Origin of the sequence: Psychrobacter sp. NC44, assembly GCF_904846655.1 — a bacterium.
GTDB lineage: Bacteria > Pseudomonadota > Gammaproteobacteria > Pseudomonadales > Moraxellaceae > Psychrobacter.
Map to the genome: position 1 here is coordinate 237308 of NZ_CAJHBN010000002.1, position 23271 is coordinate 260578.

20 protein-coding genes are annotated in these 23271 nt (G+C 41.8%); 2 read left to right on the top strand and 18 right to left on the bottom strand.

From position 1 onward, the window contains the following. From JMX95_RS02250 to JMX95_RS02305, 12 genes are all read right to left on the bottom strand, one after another. Complete coding sequence (locus JMX95_RS02250) at positions 1 to 864, bottom strand: glycosyltransferase family 2 protein (protein ID WP_201559934.1); 864 nt, start codon at positions 862 to 864, stop codon at positions 1 to 3. Next, entirely contained in the window at positions 864 to 1904 is a 1041-nt protein-coding gene (locus JMX95_RS02255; RefSeq protein ID WP_201559935.1) for an EpsG family protein, read from the bottom strand. Before JMX95_RS02255 ends, JMX95_RS02250 begins: the two co-directional genes overlap by 1 nt. A 187-nt stretch (positions 1905 to 2091) precedes the next feature. Further along, on the bottom strand, positions 2092 to 3186 hold the full coding sequence (locus JMX95_RS02260) for a glycosyltransferase (RefSeq protein WP_227675933.1): 1095 nt from the start codon (positions 3184 to 3186) through the stop codon (positions 2092 to 2094). A 46-nt stretch (positions 3187 to 3232) separates the two neighbouring features. After that, positions 3233 to 4246: a glycosyltransferase family 2 protein gene (locus tag JMX95_RS02265; protein ID WP_201559936.1), complete on the bottom strand. Its 1014-nt coding sequence runs from the start codon at positions 4244 to 4246 to the stop codon at positions 3233 to 3235. Further along, on the bottom strand, positions 4243 to 5325 hold the full coding sequence (locus JMX95_RS02270; RefSeq protein WP_201559937.1) for a polysaccharide pyruvyl transferase family protein: 1083 nt from the start codon (positions 5323 to 5325) through the stop codon (positions 4243 to 4245). Before JMX95_RS02270 ends, JMX95_RS02265 begins: the two co-directional genes overlap by 4 nt. A gap of 13 nt (positions 5326 to 5338) precedes the next feature. Continuing rightward, complete coding sequence (locus JMX95_RS02275) at positions 5339 to 6529, bottom strand: hypothetical protein (RefSeq protein WP_201559938.1); 1191 nt, start codon at positions 6527 to 6529, stop codon at positions 5339 to 5341. After that, positions 6522 to 7538, bottom strand: coding sequence for a glycosyltransferase family 2 protein (locus JMX95_RS02280; RefSeq protein ID WP_201559939.1), 1017 nt, complete (start codon positions 7536 to 7538; stop codon positions 6522 to 6524). Before JMX95_RS02280 ends, JMX95_RS02275 begins: the two co-directional genes overlap by 8 nt. 69 nt (positions 7539 to 7607) lie before the next feature. Beyond that, complete coding sequence (locus tag JMX95_RS02285) at positions 7608 to 8879, bottom strand: oligosaccharide flippase family protein (RefSeq protein WP_201559940.1); 1272 nt, start codon at positions 8877 to 8879, stop codon at positions 7608 to 7610. A gap of 111 nt (positions 8880 to 8990) precedes the next feature. Further along, the gene (locus JMX95_RS02290) at positions 8991 to 10994 is read right to left on the bottom strand and encodes a nucleoside-diphosphate sugar epimerase/dehydratase (protein WP_201559941.1); all 2004 of its coding nucleotides are present in this window, start codon (positions 10992 to 10994) and stop codon (positions 8991 to 8993) included. A 49-nt stretch (positions 10995 to 11043) separates the two neighbouring features. Beyond that, positions 11044 to 13305 carry a polysaccharide biosynthesis tyrosine autokinase gene (locus tag JMX95_RS02295; RefSeq protein WP_227675934.1) on the bottom strand — a complete coding sequence of 754 codons (2262 nt, stop codon included), beginning with the start codon at positions 13303 to 13305 and terminating at the stop codon, positions 11044 to 11046. 31 nt (positions 13306 to 13336) lie between these two features. After that, positions 13337 to 13813: a low molecular weight protein-tyrosine-phosphatase gene (locus tag JMX95_RS02300; RefSeq protein WP_201559943.1), complete on the bottom strand. Its 477-nt coding sequence runs from the start codon at positions 13811 to 13813 to the stop codon at positions 13337 to 13339. 9 nt (positions 13814 to 13822) lie between these two features. Further along, positions 13823 to 14914, bottom strand: coding sequence for a polysaccharide biosynthesis/export family protein (locus tag JMX95_RS02305; RefSeq protein WP_201559944.1), 1092 nt, complete (start codon positions 14912 to 14914; stop codon positions 13823 to 13825). 589 nt (positions 14915 to 15503) lie between these two features. Between JMX95_RS02305 and rluB the strand changes: the two genes are divergently transcribed. Continuing rightward, positions 15504 to 16451: a 23S rRNA pseudouridine(2605) synthase RluB gene (gene rluB / locus JMX95_RS02310; protein ID WP_045444804.1), complete on the top strand. Its 948-nt coding sequence runs from the start codon at positions 15504 to 15506 to the stop codon at positions 16449 to 16451. A gap of 144 nt (positions 16452 to 16595) precedes the next feature. On the opposite strand, the gene JMX95_RS02315 is transcribed toward rluB, so the two are convergent. From JMX95_RS02315 to JMX95_RS02325, 3 genes are all read right to left on the bottom strand, one after another. Beyond that, entirely contained in the window at positions 16596 to 17153 is a 558-nt protein-coding gene (locus JMX95_RS02315; protein WP_201559945.1) for a hypothetical protein, read from the bottom strand. 40 nt (positions 17154 to 17193) lie between these two features. Beyond that, positions 17194 to 17877 carry a hypothetical protein gene (locus JMX95_RS02320; protein ID WP_201559946.1) on the bottom strand — a complete coding sequence of 228 codons (684 nt, stop codon included), beginning with the start codon at positions 17875 to 17877 and terminating at the stop codon, positions 17194 to 17196. Positions 17878 to 18116: 239 nt separating this feature from the next. Continuing rightward, positions 18117 to 18860: a hypothetical protein gene (locus JMX95_RS02325; protein WP_201559947.1), complete on the bottom strand. Its 744-nt coding sequence runs from the start codon at positions 18858 to 18860 to the stop codon at positions 18117 to 18119. A gap of 167 nt (positions 18861 to 19027) precedes the next feature. On the opposite strand from JMX95_RS02325, the gene JMX95_RS02330 reads away from it, so the two are divergent. Beyond that, positions 19028 to 19630, top strand: a complete 603-nt coding sequence (locus JMX95_RS02330) for a LysE/ArgO family amino acid transporter (protein WP_201559948.1) — start codon at positions 19028 to 19030, stop codon at positions 19628 to 19630. 134 nt (positions 19631 to 19764) lie between these two features. Here the strand turns inward: JMX95_RS02330 and JMX95_RS02335 are convergent, their stop codons facing one another. The 3 genes from JMX95_RS02335 to nadC form a co-directional block, all read right to left on the bottom strand. After that, positions 19765 to 21147, bottom strand: coding sequence for an NAD(P)-binding domain-containing protein (locus JMX95_RS02335; RefSeq protein WP_201559949.1), 1383 nt, complete (start codon positions 21145 to 21147; stop codon positions 19765 to 19767). A 293-nt stretch (positions 21148 to 21440) separates the two neighbouring features. Continuing rightward, positions 21441 to 22082 carry a MarC family protein gene (locus tag JMX95_RS02340; RefSeq protein ID WP_083475671.1) on the bottom strand — a complete coding sequence of 214 codons (642 nt, stop codon included), beginning with the start codon at positions 22080 to 22082 and terminating at the stop codon, positions 21441 to 21443. 292 nt (positions 22083 to 22374) lie between these two features. Continuing rightward, complete coding sequence (nadC, locus tag JMX95_RS02345) at positions 22375 to 23235, bottom strand: carboxylating nicotinate-nucleotide diphosphorylase (RefSeq protein ID WP_201559950.1); 861 nt, start codon at positions 23233 to 23235, stop codon at positions 22375 to 22377. Positions 23236 to 23271: the final 36 nt, after the last annotated feature.

The following is a 23271-nucleotide window of genomic DNA, read 5'->3' on the forward strand; positions in this document are numbered from 1 at the left end:
TCATTTAGCACAAATACCATTTACCACTGACTGATGATGATTTCTTAGCGTGTCAGATATTGTTAATTTATTTCTTTTATTGGCTATTTTTTGTAATAATCCTATCGAATCTAAAAAAGTGACTGTTGTCAGTTTTGCTGATAATTTCAAATAACCTAAATAACTGTTTCCCTTATATTCACAGTACGTTTTAAAACTGTCTTTATATGATCTGGTTATTTTAGATAACGATAAATTCCCTTCTTCTCTATAATAGTATAATAAATCAGGCAATACCGCTAAATTTAAATCTTGATTTGAGATAGCTCTACACCACAAATCATAATCTTCAGACCTTGGATAATCTTCATTATATTTATTTCGTTCATACCAACTCTTTTTTGCCAAAACAGCAGCATGTACAATAGGATAAGCCGCGGCTATTTCTTTAAATTCCGTGTAAATTTGATCGACATGACGGCAACCATAAACTTTATTAAAATTATCAATAGACACGACACCTGTAGAAACCAAATCATAATTTGGATTTTTTTCTAAAAAACTTAATTGAATCGCTAGTCTATCTGGATGAATGAGATCATCGGCATCCATGCGCGCTATATAATCATAGTTCGCTTCTTCAATAAGCTGATTTAATCGAGCAGGCAGTTTTTTATTTATGCCATCAGCAATGACCCTTATTCTATGATCAGCCTCTTCAAAACGCTTGGCGATGGCCAATGACGCATCAGTAGAGCCATCATCAATTAATATAAGCTCCCATAACTCATGCGTTTGAGCCAATATGGATTTGATAGCGTCTTCTAAGTACGCTTCAGCATTATAAATGGGAATACCAATAGATATATATGTCTGATTTTTCATTAGAAAACCTCAAATATCGGATTGATAATATACGGACTTAAGTTACTAAATCTCGATGTCGTCAAGACAAAATACATGAGAAAAATAACGATACTCGCTATATATAAATAAATATTATTGATTCTTTTTAAAACCATAGGCAGTATCAAAACCAATGTCCATGTAAAATACGCAAGCAGCCTTTGAGGACCTGAAGGACTGGTGCCCAACATCGCTAACGGTATGATAAAAACCACGCCTGATGCATAAAATGTTACTAATTTTTGAAAATTCTTGTCTTTAATTTTATACAGATAACTGACCAAGATGATTAAAATCATGATAGCTGTATAAAAACCAAGCGTTAAAAACCCGCCTGCTTCATCGGATGCTTTCGCATAACCCTCATATCTATCGTTAGTAGAAGAAATATAAGCGACCAATACCCCACTTACTAATAGCGATCCTAAGAATGTTGCCAAAATCTTATATAAGGGCTTTATTCTTAAATTGACGATGAAATAAAATGGAATCATAAACATTGCGGTTACATGGAATAATGAAGCAATTGCACAAATCAGCAGGTATGGAATAAATCGTTTTTCTAACAGATAAGGAATGGCCAAGGTAAAGATCGCCATTGCCAATCCTTGACGCAGTCCATTAAAAGAAAAAGTATAAACGCCTAATGTAATAAATAAAAATACGGAGAACCAATAATTTACGCTGTATTTTTTAATCACTCTAAGATAGCAATAGACAATAATTAAACTGGTAATAACAAGCAGCCAAAAATAATGAGTGGTCATACGTAATAACGCATACTCTAATAACTGATAACCGAACTCAATGTCTTCGTTGAACCTAAAGTACTCGGCATTCAATTGACTGTTGAAATTTCTCGTATAGTTTCCTGTATCCGTACCGACTCGGTAGCTACGAAGGCCTGCAAACAATGTCAATATAATTAGTGGCAGCCAAAAAGACGTACGATTGAGAGATTTTTTCTCCAGTACGATCCAAAAAATAACAAGGCTAAGAACCAGCAGGTATGGAAGCATTTAACCCTCTATAAAAGTAAATGTCGTCAATCTTATATAAATCGGATATGGTGGCAGGTTTACACCGTCTAGTATCTTTTGTACCGTCCAGTACCTATATAACTATAGCCTTCCTACCCACCTCGATTTTTTTCTCATTCCTTCCAAACTACCTTGGAACAACTATAGATAAGAAGCAAACACTCCGTCACATATTCAAGTACTTTTGCATTAGTATTTGCGCGTTGGTAGCAGCACTAAATCCATATAAATTCAGCGCTGTGGTTATGTCTTTTTCATTGGGCTTTGGCTGTTTAGGCGCTAATAAGCAATCAACCCAATCCTTGGCTGAGTGAATCGGTAAAAACTGTACTAATCCAAGTCCTAAATCTACTTCAGGTGATACTTGGTCAGAAACCAACGCCTTTAACCCAACTGTTTGGCTCTCGACCAAGACGACAGGGAAACCCTCGTGCAACGAAGGCATGATCATATAGTCGGCGCTGGCCATTAATTCTGTGATATCCGTACGCATCCCCAAAAACTTGACCGTATCTAGGAGTGACTTATCTGCTACTTGTTGCCTGAGCCTCGCCTCCAATGAACCTTGTCCAACAATATATAAGGTAAAGGCGATCTGACGTTTTTTTAACTGCTCAGCGACCTCTAAAGAAAACTGATGGTTTTTAACCTCATTTAGACGACCAACTTGGATGATTTTTAGCCCCTCATCGCCAAATTCTTGGTCGATATAATGTCTTGATTGGTTAGCGACTGTCATCATCTGCTGTATGTCAACAGCATTGGGTAGTAGCCACACGTCTTTTATGCTGCCAAATAGGTAATGTGCCGCTTGTTCACCGCAACTCATTTTATCCGTGGCCAATTTACGATTGGTAATGAACGCCCACTGTTCATATATTTTTTTAACAATATTGGTTTTACCATTACTGGTGCTATGAGAATGTGAAATGCGATGCGGCACGCCAGCACCTTTAGCAGCCAGCAGATGAAAAGCATTGTTTAATAGCATGTGAGCATGAACGATTTGATAGTCAGGGTGTTGTTTAAGGAAGTTTTTAAGCTTCCACATACGCGCTAATGAATGATCCGCTAAAATCGGTATAATCCTACCGCCCAGCGCTATTATCTCAGCATCATAGTCACCGACCTCGTCGGTAAAAGTGATAAAATCAAACTGCATCTGGCTATGATCTATATGGCGATATAGATTCATGAGCATGGTCTCTGCCCCAGCCCGATCCATTTTTCCCACGATGTGCAGCACTCTCTGAATAGTCATCTCTTTACCTATTAAGAAGCCATAAAACCAAACGTATTTCTCAAAACTATTCTGAATCTATTTTCTCTTGACCTTTAACCTTTGCTCTTTTGTCTAGCGCTTGACGAAGCACCTGTAACATAAGCAAGGCAACTTGCGTCGGCATACGTACTATATTACTAATCATCATATTTCTTACGGTCAAATCGCTCTTATAACCCTTTAGTCGTAACGTTTTATCTGCTTTTTTAGCTTGTGCTACTGCAGCTGCTAAATAGTTATTATCTATACGAGTAAGGATACTCCAATGACTTTGTTTAATTTTATTGGCGAGTGTTTTTTTAACCTCATCCGCTTGATAGTCCTCTACTAAACTGATGACTTCTGCGTGGATAACGAAAAGGTCTAATAGTTTTTTATCTGTTGACCCTGTGATCGACGTGCCGCGCTGTCTGTATAGATAAAAATCAATGGGCAGGTGATACTTAATCTTAGTAGCTAAGCCAAGATGCCAATGAAAAGGCCAATCTTCGTAGTACAGACCCACTGGGAACTGTAACGAGGCCGACCGCACTACGCTAGATTTAATAAATTTGAGCCATGCAAAATGCGGTAAGCTAAAATATGAGCCGTCTATTTTGGTTGCCTCAAATGCTAAATTGCTAGCGGGATACGGCAGATCTGTCTCTGTGATTCCATCTTTGAATGGCGTAAAGCTATACGTCACGACCTCTGCATTCGTGCTGAGCGTACAATCCACACACGCTGCCACCAAGCGAGAGTCTATAATGTCATCAGAATCAACGAACATCATGTATTCGCCTATCGCAGACTTGATACCAGTATTACGAGCCGCAGAAAGACCACTGTTTTCATGATGCTGAATGACTTTGATGCGTTCATCCCTGAGATGTGACGCGAGTGCTTGTTTTGAATCATCAGTGGAGCAATCTTCTACAACGATAATTTCAATATTCTGATAAGTCTGCTGCTTGATGGATGCCAAGCAAGCATCGATATATGACGCAACGTTATACACTGGTACGATGATACTCACTAATGGCGTTTCGATAGTCGTCATATCGCTACTAGCGCTTTTTTTAGGTCATCATACTTAGCCATATCAACTGGAGACTCATCCATCGTACCGTGAGGCAGGGACAGAAGGCTATCGATGAATTTTACAATATCAGCAATCTCTTCCAATTCTAAAAACACCAGCCTTGGATGACCGCCTAACCAGTCCAACTGCGTCTGTCTTATCTTATGATTGGCGTTCGGGAGTACCAAGCACGGCGTACCCGATAGCAGACATAAAATCATGCCATGCAGACGGTCAGTCACGACCAATTTTGCAGCACGAAACTGGCTAAGCTTGTCAGTCAGTAATTTTGTGCAATGTGCCTCATCGAGTTGCGAACCACCAGCATGTGTGTCGGTCTTTTCAATCTGATAGCCAGTATCTGCCAAGGCTTTGTCTATCATGGCGTATTGCTCAGCTGATAGTGCGGCTTCTTTGTCATCTCGTAAGCAGCGCAAAATACCTGAAGGCGCTAAGCAATCTGTCGTACCCAGCACTGTGGCATTCGCGCTCATCACAATATCTGGTACGAGACCAATATGCACATTACTGTAGTCAGCAAAAAGCTCGATGAGTTTTGCCGCTGTTATCGACTCTCTGGCAAAAACATGTATATCTGGATGCTTGGCGTAGACTTTCACAATACGCTGCAAGGCACGTTTAGATTGAATAGAATCATTCCAATCTAGTGTCTGAGGAAAACAAACGATACGATTGGCAGGAAATGACTTGATGACTAATTGGCGCAGCTCCTCAATATCAGGATACGTGCCACCCATATTACCGCCGCCGATGATAGTAACGATATCCGTCTCTTTTATTTGCTGTTTAATTGAATTGAGCACAAATCTGGTTTGACTGATAGCCACACTAACAACATCATAATCCGTCAGCACACGTTGCAAATACTGCTTTTGCGCGTGAGAAATAGCAATATCACCAATATTGCCATAGTCGGCGGCAAGAAAAATAAAGCACCGTTTACCAGTTGGTAACGGTAAACCTCTCGCCCCCATATAAGCGGCTAAGTGTTTTTTTAATCTGAGCGGAACGAGCTTTTTTATAGCAGCAATATTCATTTTTAATGCTCCCTTATTCGTTTCTCATTAACAGCTTCTTCACCCACATACGACGCCTTGAGCCAACAGGAAACAATCTATTCAAGTTAGGAGGCGGTTTACGTTTGAGTGCTTTTTCAATGTATGGCAGCCATTCAAGACCTCTACCCGTCTTAATCATCTCATGACGAATTAACTTCCAATCTATGCTAACAGCCCTGCCCTTTAGAGCCATTGATTTAAAAAGTGATGAGTCCATGGGCTCGCTAAAACATTGAGGGTTATCTATACCTGCAACCAAAAAATTGAGACGCGTCCTAACACATTTCTCACAGCGACCGCAGTTACTATCATGCTTATCTCCAGCCCAACAGACACGTAAATTCTCTATACCTAATGGCCATTCTGCAAGCGCTTGCAGCTTCTCTGACCGACTAAAACCTGCACCATCATGAATGAGCCTAAAGTCGCCAGAACTTAGCAGCGGGTCAGTGATTGGGTGTGAACCCCAAGGACTAATTAATACATCATAAGAATCACCACTACCAATGAGCCCAATGCCTGCATATCGTTTTAAGCCACATAAGACCGAAGCGATAGCAGCAGCATGATAGTCTTCCCAGTTGATATCCCAAAGTCCCCGAATATTTGTCTCAACTGGCAATAGCTCGATATTGATATCTGCGAGTGTGTTTGCCGCTGTTTTTGCTGCACTGGCAAAGCCTTTTGTATCCTCTAAAGGTATATCAAAGCCATGCACAAAAACCCCTGCTTTAATATTTCGTGTGGCGTATCCTGCTCTGCCTGTCGCATGACGATAAGCGGTAAACTGAGCATCAACGCCACCAGAAAATGCAGCGATAGCACCATCTATATGGCCGTCTTGTTCTCTTATACGATCTACTTTTATATCGATCAAAAAATAACGCTCTGGTAACCATTTATTCCAAACATACTGTAGCTCTGTCAGGTTGGCTAATAGCTCATGCGACACGCTACCATGCACATGAATGGCTGCTCGCATCTGCATCGCGGGCAACAATGTGGCCAGTAAATAAGCATCACAATCATCGTCTTCTGGCATTGGCAAGTTCGCTGGATATACAAACCACAATGCCTTCTCAGTCATTTGCCCGCTAGCTGTTGTCTGTTGCAGCAAACAACAGCGCTTTTGACCCTTTTCATCACTGCGTAAAGGCTGAGGCAACAAATCAATATTAAGCATATTTTTTCACCTTTGCTTTAGACCAAGACAGTTGAAGAAAAACCAGCGTCATAACATACCAACGCCGTGAAAAACATAAAATCAATACACGAATGCCGCGTGCTGGATGCCGTTGATAATAATGCGGCAAACAGTTCTGATAAACGAAAGACTGGCGTATTTTAACTAGCTCTGCACGACGTTTTTTCATATCGATATGCGCCAAATTATTAAGTAAATATGGCAGCATATGCTCGACATAACTACGAGCAAAGTCCGATAATAGCACTTGCTTTTCAGTAGCACTGATCGACCAATCATGTATCCTGACTCTGGCTGTATAGTCCGCTTCAATGGATTTCAAAAGCCCTGATTTGTATTGTGAGCTTGTTATTGAGGTCGCATTTTCATAGTAGTTGTATGGACAGTCTGGCAGCACCGATAAACGATTCGCTTTGCTTAGACATGCGATATTAAAAATACCATCCTCACCAAATTTGACGTCACTATCAAAACGCAGCTCTGCAATTAAATTTTTGCTATACACCTTGGTGCAGGCGTACCAATATATATGTCTATTCTCTGTCACTCTCAGTTGTAGCATTTCGATATCTTGCCGTGAGTATTCTGCCGCACTATTAGGACGCTCAATAACAGAGCCATCCAGCATCATGCGTTTATGACCAAATGCCAACATCTCGACATCTCGATCTACAGCTTTTTCAAAGACAAAATCAAAATACCAATTATCAATGGTGTCATCCGCGTCTATAAAAACGATGTAATTGCCGGTTGCGATATCGAGCCCAGTATTACGAGCCTCTGCCACGCCTGCATTTTTTTGATATTTCACCGTAATCCATGACCTAGCATTTGCCCAGCTATGCAATAGGCTAGCAGTATGATCTTTAGAACCATCGTCAATGACTATCAGCTCAATGTCGTGACTCTTTTTCGCAACGTCAATACTGTTGATGCAACGATCAATAGTAGCAGCGGCATTAAATGCAGCGATAATAACTGAAATCATAGTGAGCCTCTGAAGTTGAGACTTCTCATACATATCCTTTGTGACATTCAAAGCAGTCAAAAAACGTACCTACTGCTTCACTTCATCGATATGAACAAGACGCCGAAAAGCGACATAAATGATAGATAAACTGAGCAAAACCCCAACAAATGAGAAAAGGGCAATGGCTATCATATCTGACTCAAAAACGTAAAAACCTACATACAGCGCTGCAGCACGAAATACCACTGCAAACACTTCTCGAATCAAAAGGAATCGCTGTAAACGTAATGCTGGCAATGCCGCAGTACTCGCACCAGACACTAAGCTGGTCAAAAGCCAAATAGACAGCCACTGCGAATAACTACCTGCTAATGCCCACTCTGCACCGAACACTAAAGAAAAAAGATAATCACCAAAAACGAACACCGTACCGAATGGCACAATACCAACCACCAATAGAATCAACGTTACTTTTAATAAAAATTGATAAGCCTCAGATGAATTTGCTGTGATGGCACGCGTAATTTTAGGATAGAAAACCTCTCCAACCGCCTGACCTAACAGCATCGCGGGTGCACCAAGCACAAGAACAGCTAATGAATACTGCCCTGCAGAAGAGGCACTAAATAATGACGCTAACAAGATAGTTGGCAACCCTACTGAAGCCGCATTCAGGATACTTTGTGGCATACGATATATCGCAAAATCACGCTGCGATATGGCGGCATGTCGAACACCCTTAGTACCAAACCAATGACGGACATTTAATACACCTACTCTAGGTACACGAAGCATCTGCATGATAAAGTTTGTGAGCTGCCCTGCTATCGTCAATAAAATAAGTAACATCCCTGAAGGTGCTAGCATACCGCCTATCAGCTTACTACTATCTGTCACAAACTTGCTTTCCACATAAGCCCGAGCTTTCGCTTTAAATAAGCCCACTCTAATAGCAGACTGATCAGCGACAGAAAGAAAAGCACCGACTAATAGCGTTAATGGTATGAGATATAGCATGTTTGGCGTACTTTCCATACCCATCCAACTTGCCAAATGAAACTTACCGACATAGACAACAATGAATGAGAGGACAGCTATAACCACACTGAGCAATATAGACAATCGGGCAATGGCCGCAGCATCCTCGTCACTGTCTGGCATCACGATTGCATTTGCATAGCCCATAGTGGCAATCGGAGTAATAATACTGACGATAGCAGTAAAGGCAGCAGCGATACCGAAATCCTCAGGTCTGTACAGTCTGGTGAGAAATGGCATAAAAATCATGGCGATGGCCTGTCCAGCAGCAATCCCGCCACCGACCATGACCACATCTCGCACAAAGTGACTGGTTTTCAACCTGTTTATTGTGCTCTGTATCGATGAAAATACTCCAGAGCTCATGACATATTGTCCAATTTAGTGACTCACAGAACTTGTAAGGAATTTATGACAGCGCGCCTCTCTCTATTAACCCATTTCATCTGTCAGTGTGGTATCTACTTTCTCTACCTCGCCATCTTTATCAGACCCTTCTCGGTAACCTTCGACAAAAAACTTAAACTGTGTTTTTAGCCAGACCACATCCTGCTGCTTTGCTTTTTCTGCAAATTCAAATAAAATATTTTCGATATCTTGCAAAGGAAAGCTGTGCTCCATTGCTTGCATAATCAATGGATGAAAAGTAGGTTCGATATTGTCTTCACCAATGATTAACTCCTCGTAGAGCTTTTCACCCGGTCTCAAGCCAGTAAATACGATTTCGATATCGCCATTGGGATTGCTCTCATCTTTTAGCTCACAACCTGTCAAACGAATCATACGTTTTGCCAGATCAACAATTTTGACGGGCGCGCCCATATCAAGCACAAACACTTCACCACCGAATGCCATCGCACCTGCCTGAATAACCAAACTGGCCGCTTCTGGAATCGTCATAAAATAGCGTGTGATGTCTGGATGAGTGATGGTGATCGGACCTCCTTGCTCAATCTGTTTGGTAAATAACGGCACCACAGAGCCTGATGACCCTAAAACATTGCCAAAACGCACCATGCTAAAACAAGTCTGACTGTTACTTTGGCTCAATCCTTGGCAGACCAACTCAGCCAAGCGTTTGGACGCTCCCATGACATTGGTAGGTCGCACGGCTTTGTCAGTAGAAATCAGCACAAAAGTCTCAACGCGAGCCTGTATCGCAGCACGGGCACAATGGTAGGTGCCTTTGGTATTATTGATGGTGCCCTCAAAGGGATTGGACTCAACAATAGGCACATGCTTATAGGCTGCAGCGTGATAAATCGTTTTTATATGGTTTTTTTCGAATATATTGATTAATTTTTTTTCGTTACTGACACTGCCGATAATGCTAATAATCTCAATATTTTGATAATCAGCATTCGCTGTTTTTAGATTACCAAGTTCTTGATCTATAGTGTATAAAGCATACTCAGACTGTTCATATAGCACCAAGCATTTAGGCTTATTTTTGATGATTTGCCGACACAGCTCACTACCGATTGAACCACCTGCCCCGGTAACGAGAACATTTTTGCCCGTGATATTTTTTTGTAGCAACTCCGCAACAGGTTCGACCGTTTCTCGTTCGAGCACATCTAGTATGTCAACGGGTCGTATATGACTGACGGTTACTATCTCATCAGCAAGCTCACGTAAGCTTGGCAAGTCTTTTATCTTAACGGAGATACCTGACAGACTGTCCATAATCTGTTTTTTACGAGCACGGCTCATAGAGGGCATGGCTAAAATCACCTGCGCCACATTGAGTTTTTCTATCAACCACGGAAGCGCGTGAGCCGCATATATTTGTTTGCCATGTAAATAAGCCCCAGTAAGCTGCGGATCATCATCGATATATGCCACCACATTGTACTGATAAGAATGCCTCAAACTTTCTAGCAACTCTCGACCAGCTTCTCCTGCACCATAGATAATCACGTTGTCACAACAGGCATCTGGACGACGGCTTTGACCTGCACCCTGTAGACGTTTCAGTAACGCGCGGATCATGAGCCTACTATTCCACAGCCAAATAAAAAATAGAAATAAAAATATAACGGGGGCTGAGCGCGGTATTGTCGCTGATGGGCTCAAATAAATGATGACTTGATAAACAATAATAAGTAAAAAAAACAGTTGCAGCACACGACCCATCACTGCATCAAAAAACCCTCGAGAGGCGCTGCGATAAAAACCAATAAGATATAAGCTAGCAACCGGCACGAATGCATAAAAAGCCAATGCTGCAAGACTGATATGAGAGGCCATATACCCTTGTCGTAGCATCAATGCCAATAATAGGCAAAAGATCGACATGGCAAAATCTATACTAAATAAGAGGGTACTTTTAGTCAGGCGTGGTAATGACAATAAATACAGAGCCATACGCTTCGACCATTGATTAAAACCACTGGACGATTGATAAGCATTGTTTGACTCTGTTTTTATAAACATAATATCCACCCAATTAAGTTGGTTTGCTTATGAGCGACAACCACGCAAACTAGCGGTTATCTCCATAGGCATAATGATAATGGTAGCTATATTTATCCATAAGACCCTGCTGTACATCATTGAGAATAATGCCATCTACTTGTACATTGGCTTTATTCATTTGCTTGATCGCATAAACCAGCTGCCCTTCTATTGAATGATTAAACTTCGTAACGATGAGTACTTTGTCTGCATGTTGCGCAAGTACCATAGCATCTGACGCCGCCAATATCGGGGGTGAGTCGATGACAATATAATCGTATTGAGTTTTTAATTCTGCCATCAAATGATTGAATTTTTCGCCCATCAATAAGGAGGTGGGATTATGCGGTTGCCGTCCGCGCGGTATGAAATCAATCAACTCCATACCAGTGGGGTGAATAAAGCTTTCGACCCCTAAGCTAGGAACCTCACTGTCTGATCGAGTACCATCAATCGGAGAAAAATGCTTTTTATCCTGCAACAAATAATCGGCAAGACCATCATGTTGGCTCATATTAAACATTTTATGCAGCTCACCTAAGCGCATGTCACCATCTATGACCAAGACTTTTTTGTTGAGCTGGGCAAATACCTCTGATAAATTGGCAGCGATAAACGACTTGCCCACACCAGGGCTCTCCCCAGTAATCAATATGACTTGCGCGGGCTGCCCGACCGCTGTCCCCATTGGCATACCAAACATCAAATTGGTTCTTAAGCTTTTGATCGCCTCATAACTCAAACTACTGTGATCAACATGAGCGAGCATGCGAGGGGTGGTATTCTTCTTTTTACTCAACCTCGACAGTAAGGGTGAGCGTGGAATCGTTGCGATGACAGGGATGCCCGTTGTGACCTCTAAATGCTCTGGATCTTTTACGACATTTCTAACAAGGTTCTTCAAGAGCACCATCATCACCCCAAACATCATGCCTATCAATGTGGTCAGCATCAGGATTTGTAGTTTATTTGGTGCAATGGCATTAAAGGTGCTGGTCGGTGAATCGATAATACGGGCATAGCCGATTTGACCAGCCTTGACGATTTTAAGTTGCTCATAGTTTTTGAGCAGCGTCAGATAGATTTCTCGATTGATGGCGGTATCTTCTGACAGCTTTAAAAACTCTCGCTGTATTTCAGGGAGACCTGCAATGGTATTGTCTATCTCTCTTATTCTATTATTCAGCACTTTGAGCTGTTCATTAATTTGAATGACCAGTGGATGTTCTTCGGTGTAATAAGTAGTTAGGTCTGCTTTTTTGAGTCTAAGCTCATTGAGCTGCTCCTCAATGCGCGACTTCTCATTCAATAACAATTCAGCTTCTTTACCCACATCAATCGTGCCATATTTTTTACGAAAGTCATTAAACAGTGCTTCAGAAGTCTCTAATTTTTCTTTTAATAGAGGTATCTGCGTTTCCATAAAGGCAAGTGTTTTGGTCGTTTCTTCAGAGCCACGAGATTGGTTTTGATCGACGTAGGATTGGACAATCTGATTGAGTATAGTCGTGATTTGCTCTTGGTTGGGACCCGTCATCGACAGCTGAATAATCCCCGTTTTTTGACCTTTTTCTTCAACGGATAAGGCGCCGTTGATAGCGTCAGTCGCAGCCTTTATCGTCTGCTTACTAATATTAATTGGGTAACCATCAGCAGGTAACTCTGTGACAGTAATATTAATCTGACCGTCCAACCCTTTGAACTGATGCGCCTGACCAAGCTGACCTTTAAATTCATCAAACCCATTGCTCAAAACAAACCCTGTAGCAGATTTTGTTAGTGTAAAAGGTTGGTTCAAGTACGCTGGTGATACATCAAATTGGCGGACTTTTACTATGCCATTTTCGGTATCAAGTGACACATCATCCGGTGTGTTTAATTGCGTGTAAGTACGATTGCTTTTTATTCTATCAAGATGACCAATATTGGGATCTGTTAGCTTAATGCGTAGGTGCAATAGCTCAACCACCGGCTCCAATATCATACGTGATCGTATCAGCTCTGCTTCTGTCTCCGCTTTGCTAACTTCTGCACCAACCAACTCTGAGATACTCTCACCAAGCGCCTCTATTCCTTGAGTATTTTCTTCAATCTGTATCAGCGCATCTGATTTATAGATGGGATTCACATAGCGGGTATACAAAAGCCCTAGTAAAAGCCCCAATATCGCCATGAGAGCAATAATTTTCCAACCACGTAACAATACTAAAGCCAGCGCCATTAAATCGATGTCGTCATTGTTTTTTTCGCCCGTAGACGTTGATAGGTCTTTTGAATCCATATTATTCATAACCATATACTCATCGCTCAATGTTGATCGTTTAATAGCATTCGCTGAACTTCAACGCTCTAATCGATGGCGCGTCGCTAATCTTGTCAGTCCATTGTTCAAGACTATCGATAATATCTTGTCTACTCTTCTCAAATGCTGAGTCATCCTGCTGATAAGGGTCAGCAATATCTTTATCAAGCCAATGCCCAATTCGAAAGATTTTTCCGCGACAGTGCGGCCACTGACTTTCAATCCATTTGGTTTGGCTGGTTGTCATCGTCAAAATTAAATCTGACTGACTGACTAATGCTTCATCAATTTGCTTGGCGATATGAGCACTGATGTCTATATTATGAGTAGCCATCAATGCAACCGCTTTGGCATCAGCTGCGTGACCTACGAGCGCTGACAGACCAGCAGAGTCGATGTGCTTTTCTGGATAATATGCCGTTAATATGGCAGCGGCCATCGGGCTGCGGCATATATTGCCAACACAAACAACCAAGATCTGATCAAACGCTCGCATGACTGACTCCTATATCCCTGAAATCACATTGATTGCTGATGTTGAAGGCAGTATGGCGCTGATAATACGGTTCCAGCGCGCCAAGCCAGTTGGATCAACATAAAGGATGTCATTGGCTTGCATGTCAAAACGACTGGCCAAAGCAAAACTTGTGATGCTCTGCATGTCGACATAATAAATATTGGTGTATTGATACTTTGGATTATCCCGAACGATATATACTTTGGCCGCATTGGCCGTATTAGAATTCAATCCATTTGACTCACCTAATACATGCGCTAGGCTCAGCCCTTGCTCAGGAATAGCAACGGGCTCAATTTTGCCAAATTCTCCCAATACATAGACCTTATTGCGGCTTTGGCTATTGACATGAATAGCATCGCCGTCTTGTAAGTATATTTGATTGGCAGACAGCCCCATTTGATTTAATGATTGGATACCGAGCTTGTAACTTTTGCCTTGACGGTTTAATACGATATGGTTTGAATCACCCGTATCAGTCGTACCACCCGCCATAGAAATAGCGCCATATACTGAGATGGGCACATCTGCGATAACAAACTCACCAGACTGCTTGACCTCACCATCTACGAAAAACTTACTACCACGGTAGTTGATGATTTTGACCTGAGGATCTGAGTATTTGAGATAGCGTTGAAGCTTGCTTTGCAAAGTGGCAGTGAACTGCGGCACACTGAGACCACTGGCTTTGACTCTCCCTACTAAGGGGAATTGTATAAACCCTTGCTGGTCAACGGTCAGACTAGACGTTGAGGCGTTAATATCTGGATAATTGGTCAGGATAATATTGAGAACATCCCCTTTAGCAATGCCATAGCTGACACGCCCAGATGTTTTTACTAAATGATATAAATCTCGATCAAGATTGACGGCTTCTTTAGGTGGTAGATTAGCCAAACTCAAAGGTTGAATATAGAATTGTAGACCGTTTTCTGCAGTGAATGTCCCTGACTCAGGTAATTTTCCAGACTGAAGTCCTGAATTTATGGTGCAACTGCTGAGTAATACTGTCAGCAATAAGCAAGACGCACTCGCTATTAAGGAGCGCTTTTGTACAGAAATGAAATATTTATAAACCATAACAGTTACTCATATTTATATTCGTGAATCAAAAATAAGTGCCTTGCTGCTATCAATATATTCATAAAAAAGGATGTATTTATTGAATATACACCTAAACTATACATAACGCAATATTTATAAACATTGATGTAAGAACAGTTTTTTTAGTTAATTTATTTTACGCAAGCCCTTCTCGTAAATAATGTATAGCGCATATCAATAAAAACAAAAAGACAGAAAAATCTAAATAGGAGGACATATTAAAAGGTGTTAGCAGTATTTTTTACGGTTCATGCTGCCGAAAATAGAAATTTGGTATTGGTTATGCTGCTTAACTGATCTTAATAATACTTAGAGAACTTACTGTTTTATTAAAAAATAAATATAAGCATTTGTGTGCAAATAGCTTAGTTTCACAACACCCTAATCAACTTTTATTTTAGAAATCTCTTTTAATTTAGCAAACTTTCTTTTATTAATGTAAAACGATAAATTGATACCGTTTGTAGATACTGGTTTGCGTGCTAAAGTCATCAAAATAGCGTAGAATAGTCAATCCAATTTTTTACATTGAGAAATGTAAACCCACCGACTCAAGGACATGATTATGAAAGATGAAAAATTACAGAAAGCCCTCGCCCGTATGGGTCTTGGCTCACGCCGTCAAATGGAAGAAGTCATAAAATCAGGGCGTGTTACTGTTAATAACGGACCTGCGACCATTGGTGATCGCGTCGAGCAAGGCGATGAGATTCGCGTTGACGGTCGTCAGATTAAATACACCTCTGAAAACGAAAAGCGTCGCCGTGTTATCGCTTACTACAAACCTGAAGGCGAAGTCTGCTCTGCTAAAGATCCAGAAGGTCGTCCAACCGTTTTTGAGCGTTTACCAAAACTGACTCATGATCGCTGGGTGATGGTTGGTCGCTTGGACATCAATTCAACCGGGCTATTATTGTTTACCAATGATGGTGAGATGGCGCATCGCTTGATGCATCCGTCTGGTGAAGTCACTCGCGAGTACGCAGTACGTGTATTGGGTGAAGTCACGCCTGAAATTGCACGTGCATTAACGGCTGGCGTTATGCTAGAAGATGGCCTTGCAAAGTTTGAAGATATCAAAGAAGGCGGTGGTGAAGGCGTCAACAAGTGGTATCACGTCCAACTAAAAGAAGGTCGTAACCGTGAAGTACGTCGCTTGTTTGAATCACAAGGCCTGAAAGTAAGCCGTCTACTGCGCACGCGTTACGGTACGATTGCTCTACCAAAAGAGCTACGTACTGGTCGTTTCTTAGAACTCGACAGAAAAGACATCAATACGTTGACCGATCTAGTGAGCTTGCGTCCTCGTTATGGTACGGGTCTGCATGGCGCAGCGAAAGAGAAGCAAGAGCGTATCAGAAGCAAGCCGCTTAAAGCGCGTCGCGCTACTGACAGTCGTAGCGATAGCCGCAGTGGTAGCGACAATCGTAACAGCAGCGCGAAGCCTAAAAGTAGTGCTAGCCCTGCCAGCCGTGGTACGCGCAATACTCGTGACCGCAACGACAAGCGTTAATCGCCTAAATGTAAAATGTAGTGTGACTTTGAATCTTCAATAGTTTTAAAGTAGACCACAAAAAAGCTGCCAATGATGAATAATCATTGGCAGCTTTTTTATATAAGTTTTACAAAAAGTCGTTGTCAACCTGACGACTTATATTTAGCTATCGTGGCTATTAATATAATTCCTCATTACTCGTAGTTCTTGTAACTGCTGACTTCCCATTTGTTCTAATAATCTATCTAGACGCTGCTCAATATTATTAAATACCTGCTGTAATAACTGATTGGCTTCTGCCTTTTTTTCATTATCTGCATTGTCAGCGCTTATATTAATATTCGCTAGATGATGATGACTGGCAAGCATTTCAGGCAGCCTAGTGTGCAACATCTTATTCAATACAAACTGTTGCTCGGTTACGGCAGGCGTTTTATGCTGAGCTTGTAGTGATTTTTGATACACTTGATAGCGGGTTACTTTTTCATCGATACGTTTTAATTGGCGCAGCTGTGGCTCTGACAAATCTTTCAGGTATTTTTTATTTAAATTTAGTTGCTGCCAACTGAGTTTGGACAATGACAACGGTGCATCATAATCCTGATAAGTGAGTACACCTGGCGAAATACCGACCGCTTTGTGCAGCGCATGCCAGCCTTTTTTACCCAAATAAAAGGTGGTAACGGTCGTTACAATGCCAATGCCTATTAAGATGCTCATATACCCTTACTCTTCATCGTTTAATCAAACCACTTTGCCTTTACAGTTTAATATTCTCAGCACTCACATTCTCACCAGTTGCGCCAGTTGGATCTTCAATCGCTTTAATTTCTATATTAGCACTACTGACACTACTAACATTGCTATCGAGCTTTTGCATATCTGTCGTAGTAGCAGGATTATTAAAGCGTTTTTGTAGATAGCGGTTGGTCGCGAGCAGCTTTTGACCATCTTGATGATAAGAGGCATTCAATAAATCATCAAACTGAGTATTAATGGTACGCAATACATCTAATAGCGCTTCTTTTCCAGTCACATTAGAGTGCTTAATTTTGGTCGTGTCAGCGCGCGCGCCCTCCCCCACATCTAAGTCGTGCAAGCGGCGATAGTCAGTCACAGCAAGTGGCACATGTCTGTCCATTAGGTTTTGAATCATAATGTAGGTTTCATTGACCGTGTCTTTATCGTCTATCTTGCCATCATTATTGGTATCGCCATAAATGACTCGCAGCTTCTCCCCTTTTTCATTGATTTGGTCGAGTGCTGTTTTGACTTCAACAGGCAAGCTTTTTTCTGGGATGTAACCCAATTGCGGCATCGCTTTGTACTCAAGCATCTTAGGCGCAGTCATTTTTTTGATACCACGATACCCAAGATATAACCCAGCGACTGGTAACACTCCATATAAAATGAACATGACAAACATCGCAGTAACTTGAGTCATTAGAGTATCCTAATTGTTGAATAAAATGGCTTGGCTAAATAGCTTGGTAAATTTCTTATTATTCTAAATAAGATAGATAGTTATTATTAAACAAAAAAATAAGGCTCTATTAAAGCCCTATATTGTTATGCATTACGTCGCTTGTGTGAAAACCATGTTAGGGCGTGTCCCCAATTTAATCACAGCTCTGAATTATGTTAATTTTATAATGCCAATTAACAGCCATTATCTATTAGTAATTAACTTTTTGTCCGGCTTTTGACATAACGGTGCGTTGAAGCCAAACGATTCATCACCGTTTGATGCAGCTCGTCTAACAATTCATCAAGCTCATAATCAATCTCTAAAAACAAATCCGTCAGCATGTCACCTGCCGTCATTTTTCCTTGCACCATATTGTTTTTGGTACGGTGCGGGCTAAAACGCTGTAATTGCTCATAATGATGTAGCGCTTCTGGAATGCTCTCTGACACCAGCTTATCGATGACAAATTGGCGTTCATTATGTTGCTGTTGCTGCTGTTCGTTGAGCTCACTGCTCCACTCACGATAGCGTTTTAACTTACCATTGATACGGTCTAGTATCGCAACCGCCTCGATGGGCATGGCGTTTAGGGTGGCTTCATCGACCACATCAACAAGCTCAGTCATAATCGGGCAGCGTCCATGTTTGAGATACCATAAAGTATCGGGGTCAAAAGGTGGTCTATTGGTCGGGCGCATCTGAGCGCGATTGGACAGGTAGCGATCAGTCAAAGGTGTCGGCGTTCTGATATCACTCACTTGCGCCAAAGCATCACAAATACGTTCGCTGCGCTCAGGCGGCGTCAGTACAGAACGCTGACTGACAGCTTGATCGTTTTTATCATTGTTTGTACTATTATTATCAGTCACCTCTATATCTTGACTGATAGCCATCTCCTGAGCATTTTTGGCTGCTAGCGTTGGCAGGTCATCTTGAGCTTGCCCAAATGACTTTAGCATTCTTGTCAGACTTACCACCATGACCTACCTTGCCCCTCGTCCCGTGCACGCTTATTGCGCTCGTATTGCATAGATTTATCCAATAGCGTATCTTAACAGCTTTTTACCGCGCTGCCAGTAAGCAAAATGTCAACACCTCTCATCCGCCCCATGCTAAGCACACTATTATGAATGCGACCGACTACACCTCTGGATTCTTACTTGGGCTATCGCTCATCATCGCGATTGGCTCACAAAACGCCTTTGTACTCAAACAAGGACTCAAACGCGAGCACATATTTTTTGTCTGCTTATTTTGCGCGGTCAGTGATGCGCTATTAATCTCTGCTGGCGTTGGCGGTTTTGGCGCGGTCACGGCGCAATATCCGCAAGTGGTCAATATCGCAAAATTCGCTGGCGTCGTATTCTTGCTAGGCTATGGATTGCAGAGCTTATATGCCAGTGTGCGCGTCACACATGCACTCACCGTCGAGGGACAAGTCGTCACTAGCTTAAAAAAAGCCCTGTTATTATGTTTTGGCTTTACTTGGCTTAACCCACACGTCTACTTAGATACATTGGTACTCGTTGGTATGGTTTCAACGGGTGCTAGTAGTAAGCTGGCATTTGCAGTCGGTGCAGTCAGCGCCTCATTCTTTTTCTTTTTTGCGTTGGGTTATGGGGCGCGATTACTCAAACCATTATTTGCCAAACCAAAAGCGTGGAATATACTCGATGCTTTGGTAGGGATACTGATGTTGTATTTGGCGTGGCATTTGTACCAAAGTTAAAAACAACGATAAAGGCAAAAATAGGTGATAGACTAAACCATTAACACAGCCCCTACATATTAATATAAGAATAAAAAAAGCCAAACACCTTGTATAAATGCGTTTGGCTTTTTGAAATCTGACACTTTTACTATTTACGATACTTTTTTACGCTTTTTAGGCTTAACAAAGGTTAAGTTCAAAAAATGCTCAAGCGAGTCATCAAGGACGTCCAACCAAGGCTCTGGCAACTCAGGCGATAGCGTGCCTGTTAACGTAGAGCGATACGCCTTTTCTCTAAAGGTCATGATATTATCGGCTTTGTCTTTTTGCCACTCTTTTAAGATTTCACCCTGTTTTTCAACTGCAAATTCTGGATAATCGGTCGCATTGGTTAAATCACGAATATAAGCGGCTTGAAAGTCGATTGAATCGCTGACCATCACGCACTTCGCGTAAGTTGCCAACCACTTTTTCTCATCTGCTTCACGGTGTACCAATTCAGGCAATTCGATATCGCCCATCATCACATCGCGTGCATACCATGCTTGAGCGTCAAACATATTAAAGGTGAAGTACTGATCCTGCATACCTAAATAAATGAGCTTTGGGTTTGGCTGCCAAAAAATCCCTTTGTGCAAGTTGGCTGGATATAAGCAGTTATGCGTTTGCAGACGTAACTCATCGGGCATAAAGGGGAAATGAAATAGATAACCGGTACACATAATAATGGCATCAAATTTTTGGCTGCTACCATCGGCAAAGTGCGCCACATCTTCTTCAAAATGGGTGACCAAAGGCACTTCTTTGATACCCTTTGGCCAATCATAGCCAAGCGCTTGCGTGCGATAGCTGATAGTGACTGATTTGGTACCATACTTATAACACTGCGTGCCAATGTCTTCGGCTGAATAACTACTGCCGATGAGTAAAATATCTTCGTCTTTGAATTCTAAGGCGTCACGAAAATCATGCGCGTGCAGAATGCGACCGGGGAAAGCTTCTAACCCTTCAAAGTAAGGCATGTTGGGCGTGGAAAAATGACCCGTCGCCACGACGACATAATCAAACTCTTCCACTTCTTGCTCATTGGTTTTATGATTCATCACCGTCACGGTGAATTTTTGCGTCTCATCATCAAATGATACCCAACGTACTGGGCATTCAAAGCGGATGTATTTTTGGATATCTTGTTTATCGATACGCCCCATAATGTAGTCTTTTAGGACTTCACGCGGTGGGTATGAGGGGATCGCTTCACCAAAATGCTCGTCAAACGAATAATCAGCAAATTCTAAGCACTCTTTGGGACCATTGGACCACAAATAACGGTACATACTACCGTGAACAGGCTCACCATTTCTGTCTAATCCTGTGCGCCAGCTATAGTTCCACATGCCACCAATAGCGTTTTGCTTTTCATAACACACTATCTCAGGTAAGTTTTTTGCACCAGCCAATCGAGCCGCTTCGAAAGCGCGTAATTGTGCTAAACCACTTGGACCTGCACCTAAAATAGCAATTCTTTTATTACTCAAGACTAACTCCTATGATAATAGTTGTCTGTCCACTGTAACATATTTTTATGAATGGTGTTTTTTCGAATACTTTTGGTGATTAATTAGCCATAGCTTAAGACATGACTATTCTCCAAAAATGGCTTCTAACCGAATCTTTGGTTTTTAAATTTGATATGAGTTGGCACATGCTTTTCATTAGGGCGTATTAAACATGCATAAATCAGCACTGTCAGTGCTAGGGTTGAATACTCAACACACCCATTGAGGAATAAGTCAAAAAACTGACGGACAAACATAAGGTAGCAGCGTCATTACACTAAATCAGGAAATAAAGTGCGTAAGCCATTAACGATAATTTCGATAGAAACTGCCGCCAATAACATCCCCATAATTCGGCTCATGATGTTCAATCCAGTATCACCCAGCAAGCGACTGATACGACCTGCCGCCATCAATGCTAGATAACAAAACAGACTGATAAATAAACCAGCAATCAATATGGCAGATACTTGCAAAATACCAGAGACTTGTGAAGAATAAATAATCACCGTCGAGATACCACCTGGTCCAATCATCATTGGAATAGCGATAGGCACAACTGCTGCAGCCATGGTGGGCGGCGCGTCTTGCACATGGTCAACATCGAAGTTTTCTTGATCGGGCTTCACGGGATTACCGTCGCCATTCATCATATTAAGAGCAATCAAAAACACCAAGATGCCACCTGCCAGCTGAAACGAGCCGATAGAAATACCAAGTGCTTTTAGTAATGTCTCGCCTGCTACCGTAAAGAAACTAATAGTGATAAAAATCGTCAAACAAGCAACACGCGCCACTTTACGTCGATTATTCATCGAATAACCACGGGTCAAATCCAAAAATAACGTCAAAGCGCTAAAGGGATTAATCAGTACCATAAAGGCTAAGATTATCTTGATGATTTCAGTATTCACTGAGCGCTCGCTTGTCTATTAGTCAAATCGGGCAAAAAGATAAGGTCATCGTGCGAGTGCAACGATGACCCAATAGATGGTTAACAATAACTTTGTAGCTTATATTGTATCATAGGCAGATAAGCTAATTAAATCATTAACTTTGCTTACCTTTCTGGCAGCAGACTATCGACGAAAATAGAGGCTAAACATTGACATATCAGCCACTATTTGGCGGGTAAAAAACCTCATAAAGCCTAATCGCTAAAATAGGTATGTGAAGACAGGCAGGTAAAGACAGCCATGTTGAAAATCATGCGCTAAAATCAAGACCGATATCTAATGCCGTGGTACTGTGCGTCAAATAACCCATGGCAATAAAATCAACACCCGTTTTTGCTGCTGCTTGCACCGTTTCAGGAGTAATACCACCTGAAGCTTCTGTTCTAGCGCGACCTTTACACATCGTTACTGCCTGCGCTAGTATTTCAGGGGACATATTATCTAATAGCACCAAGCTCACGCCAGCGTCTAGTGCCTGCACTAGCTGCTCTAAAGTATCGACTTCTACTTCGATAGGAATTAAATGCCCAGCGAAATCTTGGGCTTGTTTAATCGCAGTCTTTATATCACCAGCGATGGCAATATGATTGTCTTTGATTAAAATAGCATCGTCCAGTCCCAAACGATGGTTGCGCCCGCCGCCGCAGCGTACCGCATACTTTTGTACAATGCGCAAGCCTGGAATGGTCTTACGTGTACAAGTAATTTGCGCAGGATAGTTTGCCACACTATCTACAATTTTTCTGGTATCTGTCGCAATGCCACTCAAGTGGGTCATAAAATTGAGCGCGGTACGTTCTGCTGTCAGTAAATGGCGCGCATTACCACGCACACTAGCCAAGACTGTACCCGCGTCAACCCATTCACCATCAGCAACTTGAGCCACAAACTCAATCTGAGAATCAACCATCGCAAACGATAAACGTGCCAAATCCATACCACATATCACGCCTGCTTGCCGCGCTTTAATCTCTAGCTTTGCTTGCATATCGGCTGGAATGGTGGCTTGTGATGTGACATCCCCGCGTCTGCCCAAATCCTCAGTTAGCGCAGCTTCAACTAAAGGTTTAAGCAATACGTCATCCAATGCTGGTTCTTTTTTAACTGTCATTTTTAACCCTTAAATAAACGTGGCGTTCATATATGC

Coding starts and splice junctions, on each gene's coding strand:
- JMX95_RS02325 (WP_201559947.1), bottom strand. CDS start 18,860: ATGCTAAAGTCATTTGGGCAAGCTCAAGATGACCTGCCAACGCTAGCA.
- JMX95_RS02290 (WP_201559941.1), bottom strand. CDS start 10,994: ATGTTTATAAAAACAGAGTCAAACAATGCTTATCAATCGTCCAGTGGT.
- JMX95_RS02270 (WP_201559937.1), bottom strand. CDS start 5,325: ATGAATATTGCTGCTATAAAAAAGCTCGTTCCGCTCAGATTAAAAAAA.
- JMX95_RS02330 (WP_201559948.1), top strand. CDS start 19,028: ATGAATGCGACCGACTACACCTCTGGATTCTTACTTGGGCTATCGCTC.
- rluB (WP_045444804.1), top strand. CDS start 15,504: ATGAAAGATGAAAAATTACAGAAAGCCCTCGCCCGTATGGGTCTTGGC.
- JMX95_RS02300 (WP_201559943.1), bottom strand. CDS start 13,813: ATGCGAGCGTTTGATCAGATCTTGGTTGTTTGTGTTGGCAATATATGC.
- JMX95_RS02260 (WP_227675933.1), bottom strand. CDS start 3,186: ATGACTATTCAGAGAGTGCTGCACATCGTGGGAAAAATGGATCGGGCT.
- JMX95_RS02320 (WP_201559946.1), bottom strand. CDS start 17,877: ATGACTCAAGTTACTGCGATGTTTGTCATGTTCATTTTATATGGAGTG.
- JMX95_RS02265 (WP_201559936.1), bottom strand. CDS start 4,246: ATGACGACTATCGAAACGCCATTAGTGAGTATCATCGTACCAGTGTAT.
- JMX95_RS02255 (WP_201559935.1), bottom strand. CDS start 1,904: ATGCTTCCATACCTGCTGGTTCTTAGCCTTGTTATTTTTTGGATCGTA.
- JMX95_RS02305 (WP_201559944.1), bottom strand. CDS start 14,914: ATGGTTTATAAATATTTCATTTCTGTACAAAAGCGCTCCTTAATAGCG.
- nadC (WP_201559950.1), bottom strand. CDS start 23,235: ATGACAGTTAAAAAAGAACCAGCATTGGATGACGTATTGCTTAAACCT.
- JMX95_RS02250 (WP_201559934.1), bottom strand. CDS start 864: ATGAAAAATCAGACATATATATCTATTGGTATTCCCATTTATAATGCT.
- JMX95_RS02295 (WP_227675934.1), bottom strand. CDS start 13,305: ATGAATAATATGGATTCAAAAGACCTATCAACGTCTACGGGCGAAAAA.
- JMX95_RS02315 (WP_201559945.1), bottom strand. CDS start 17,153: ATGAGCATCTTAATAGGCATTGGCATTGTAACGACCGTTACCACCTTT.
- JMX95_RS02280 (WP_201559939.1), bottom strand. CDS start 7,538: ATGATTTCAGTTATTATCGCTGCATTTAATGCCGCTGCTACTATTGAT.
- JMX95_RS02275 (WP_201559938.1), bottom strand. CDS start 6,529: ATGCTTAATATTGATTTGTTGCCTCAGCCTTTACGCAGTGATGAAAAG.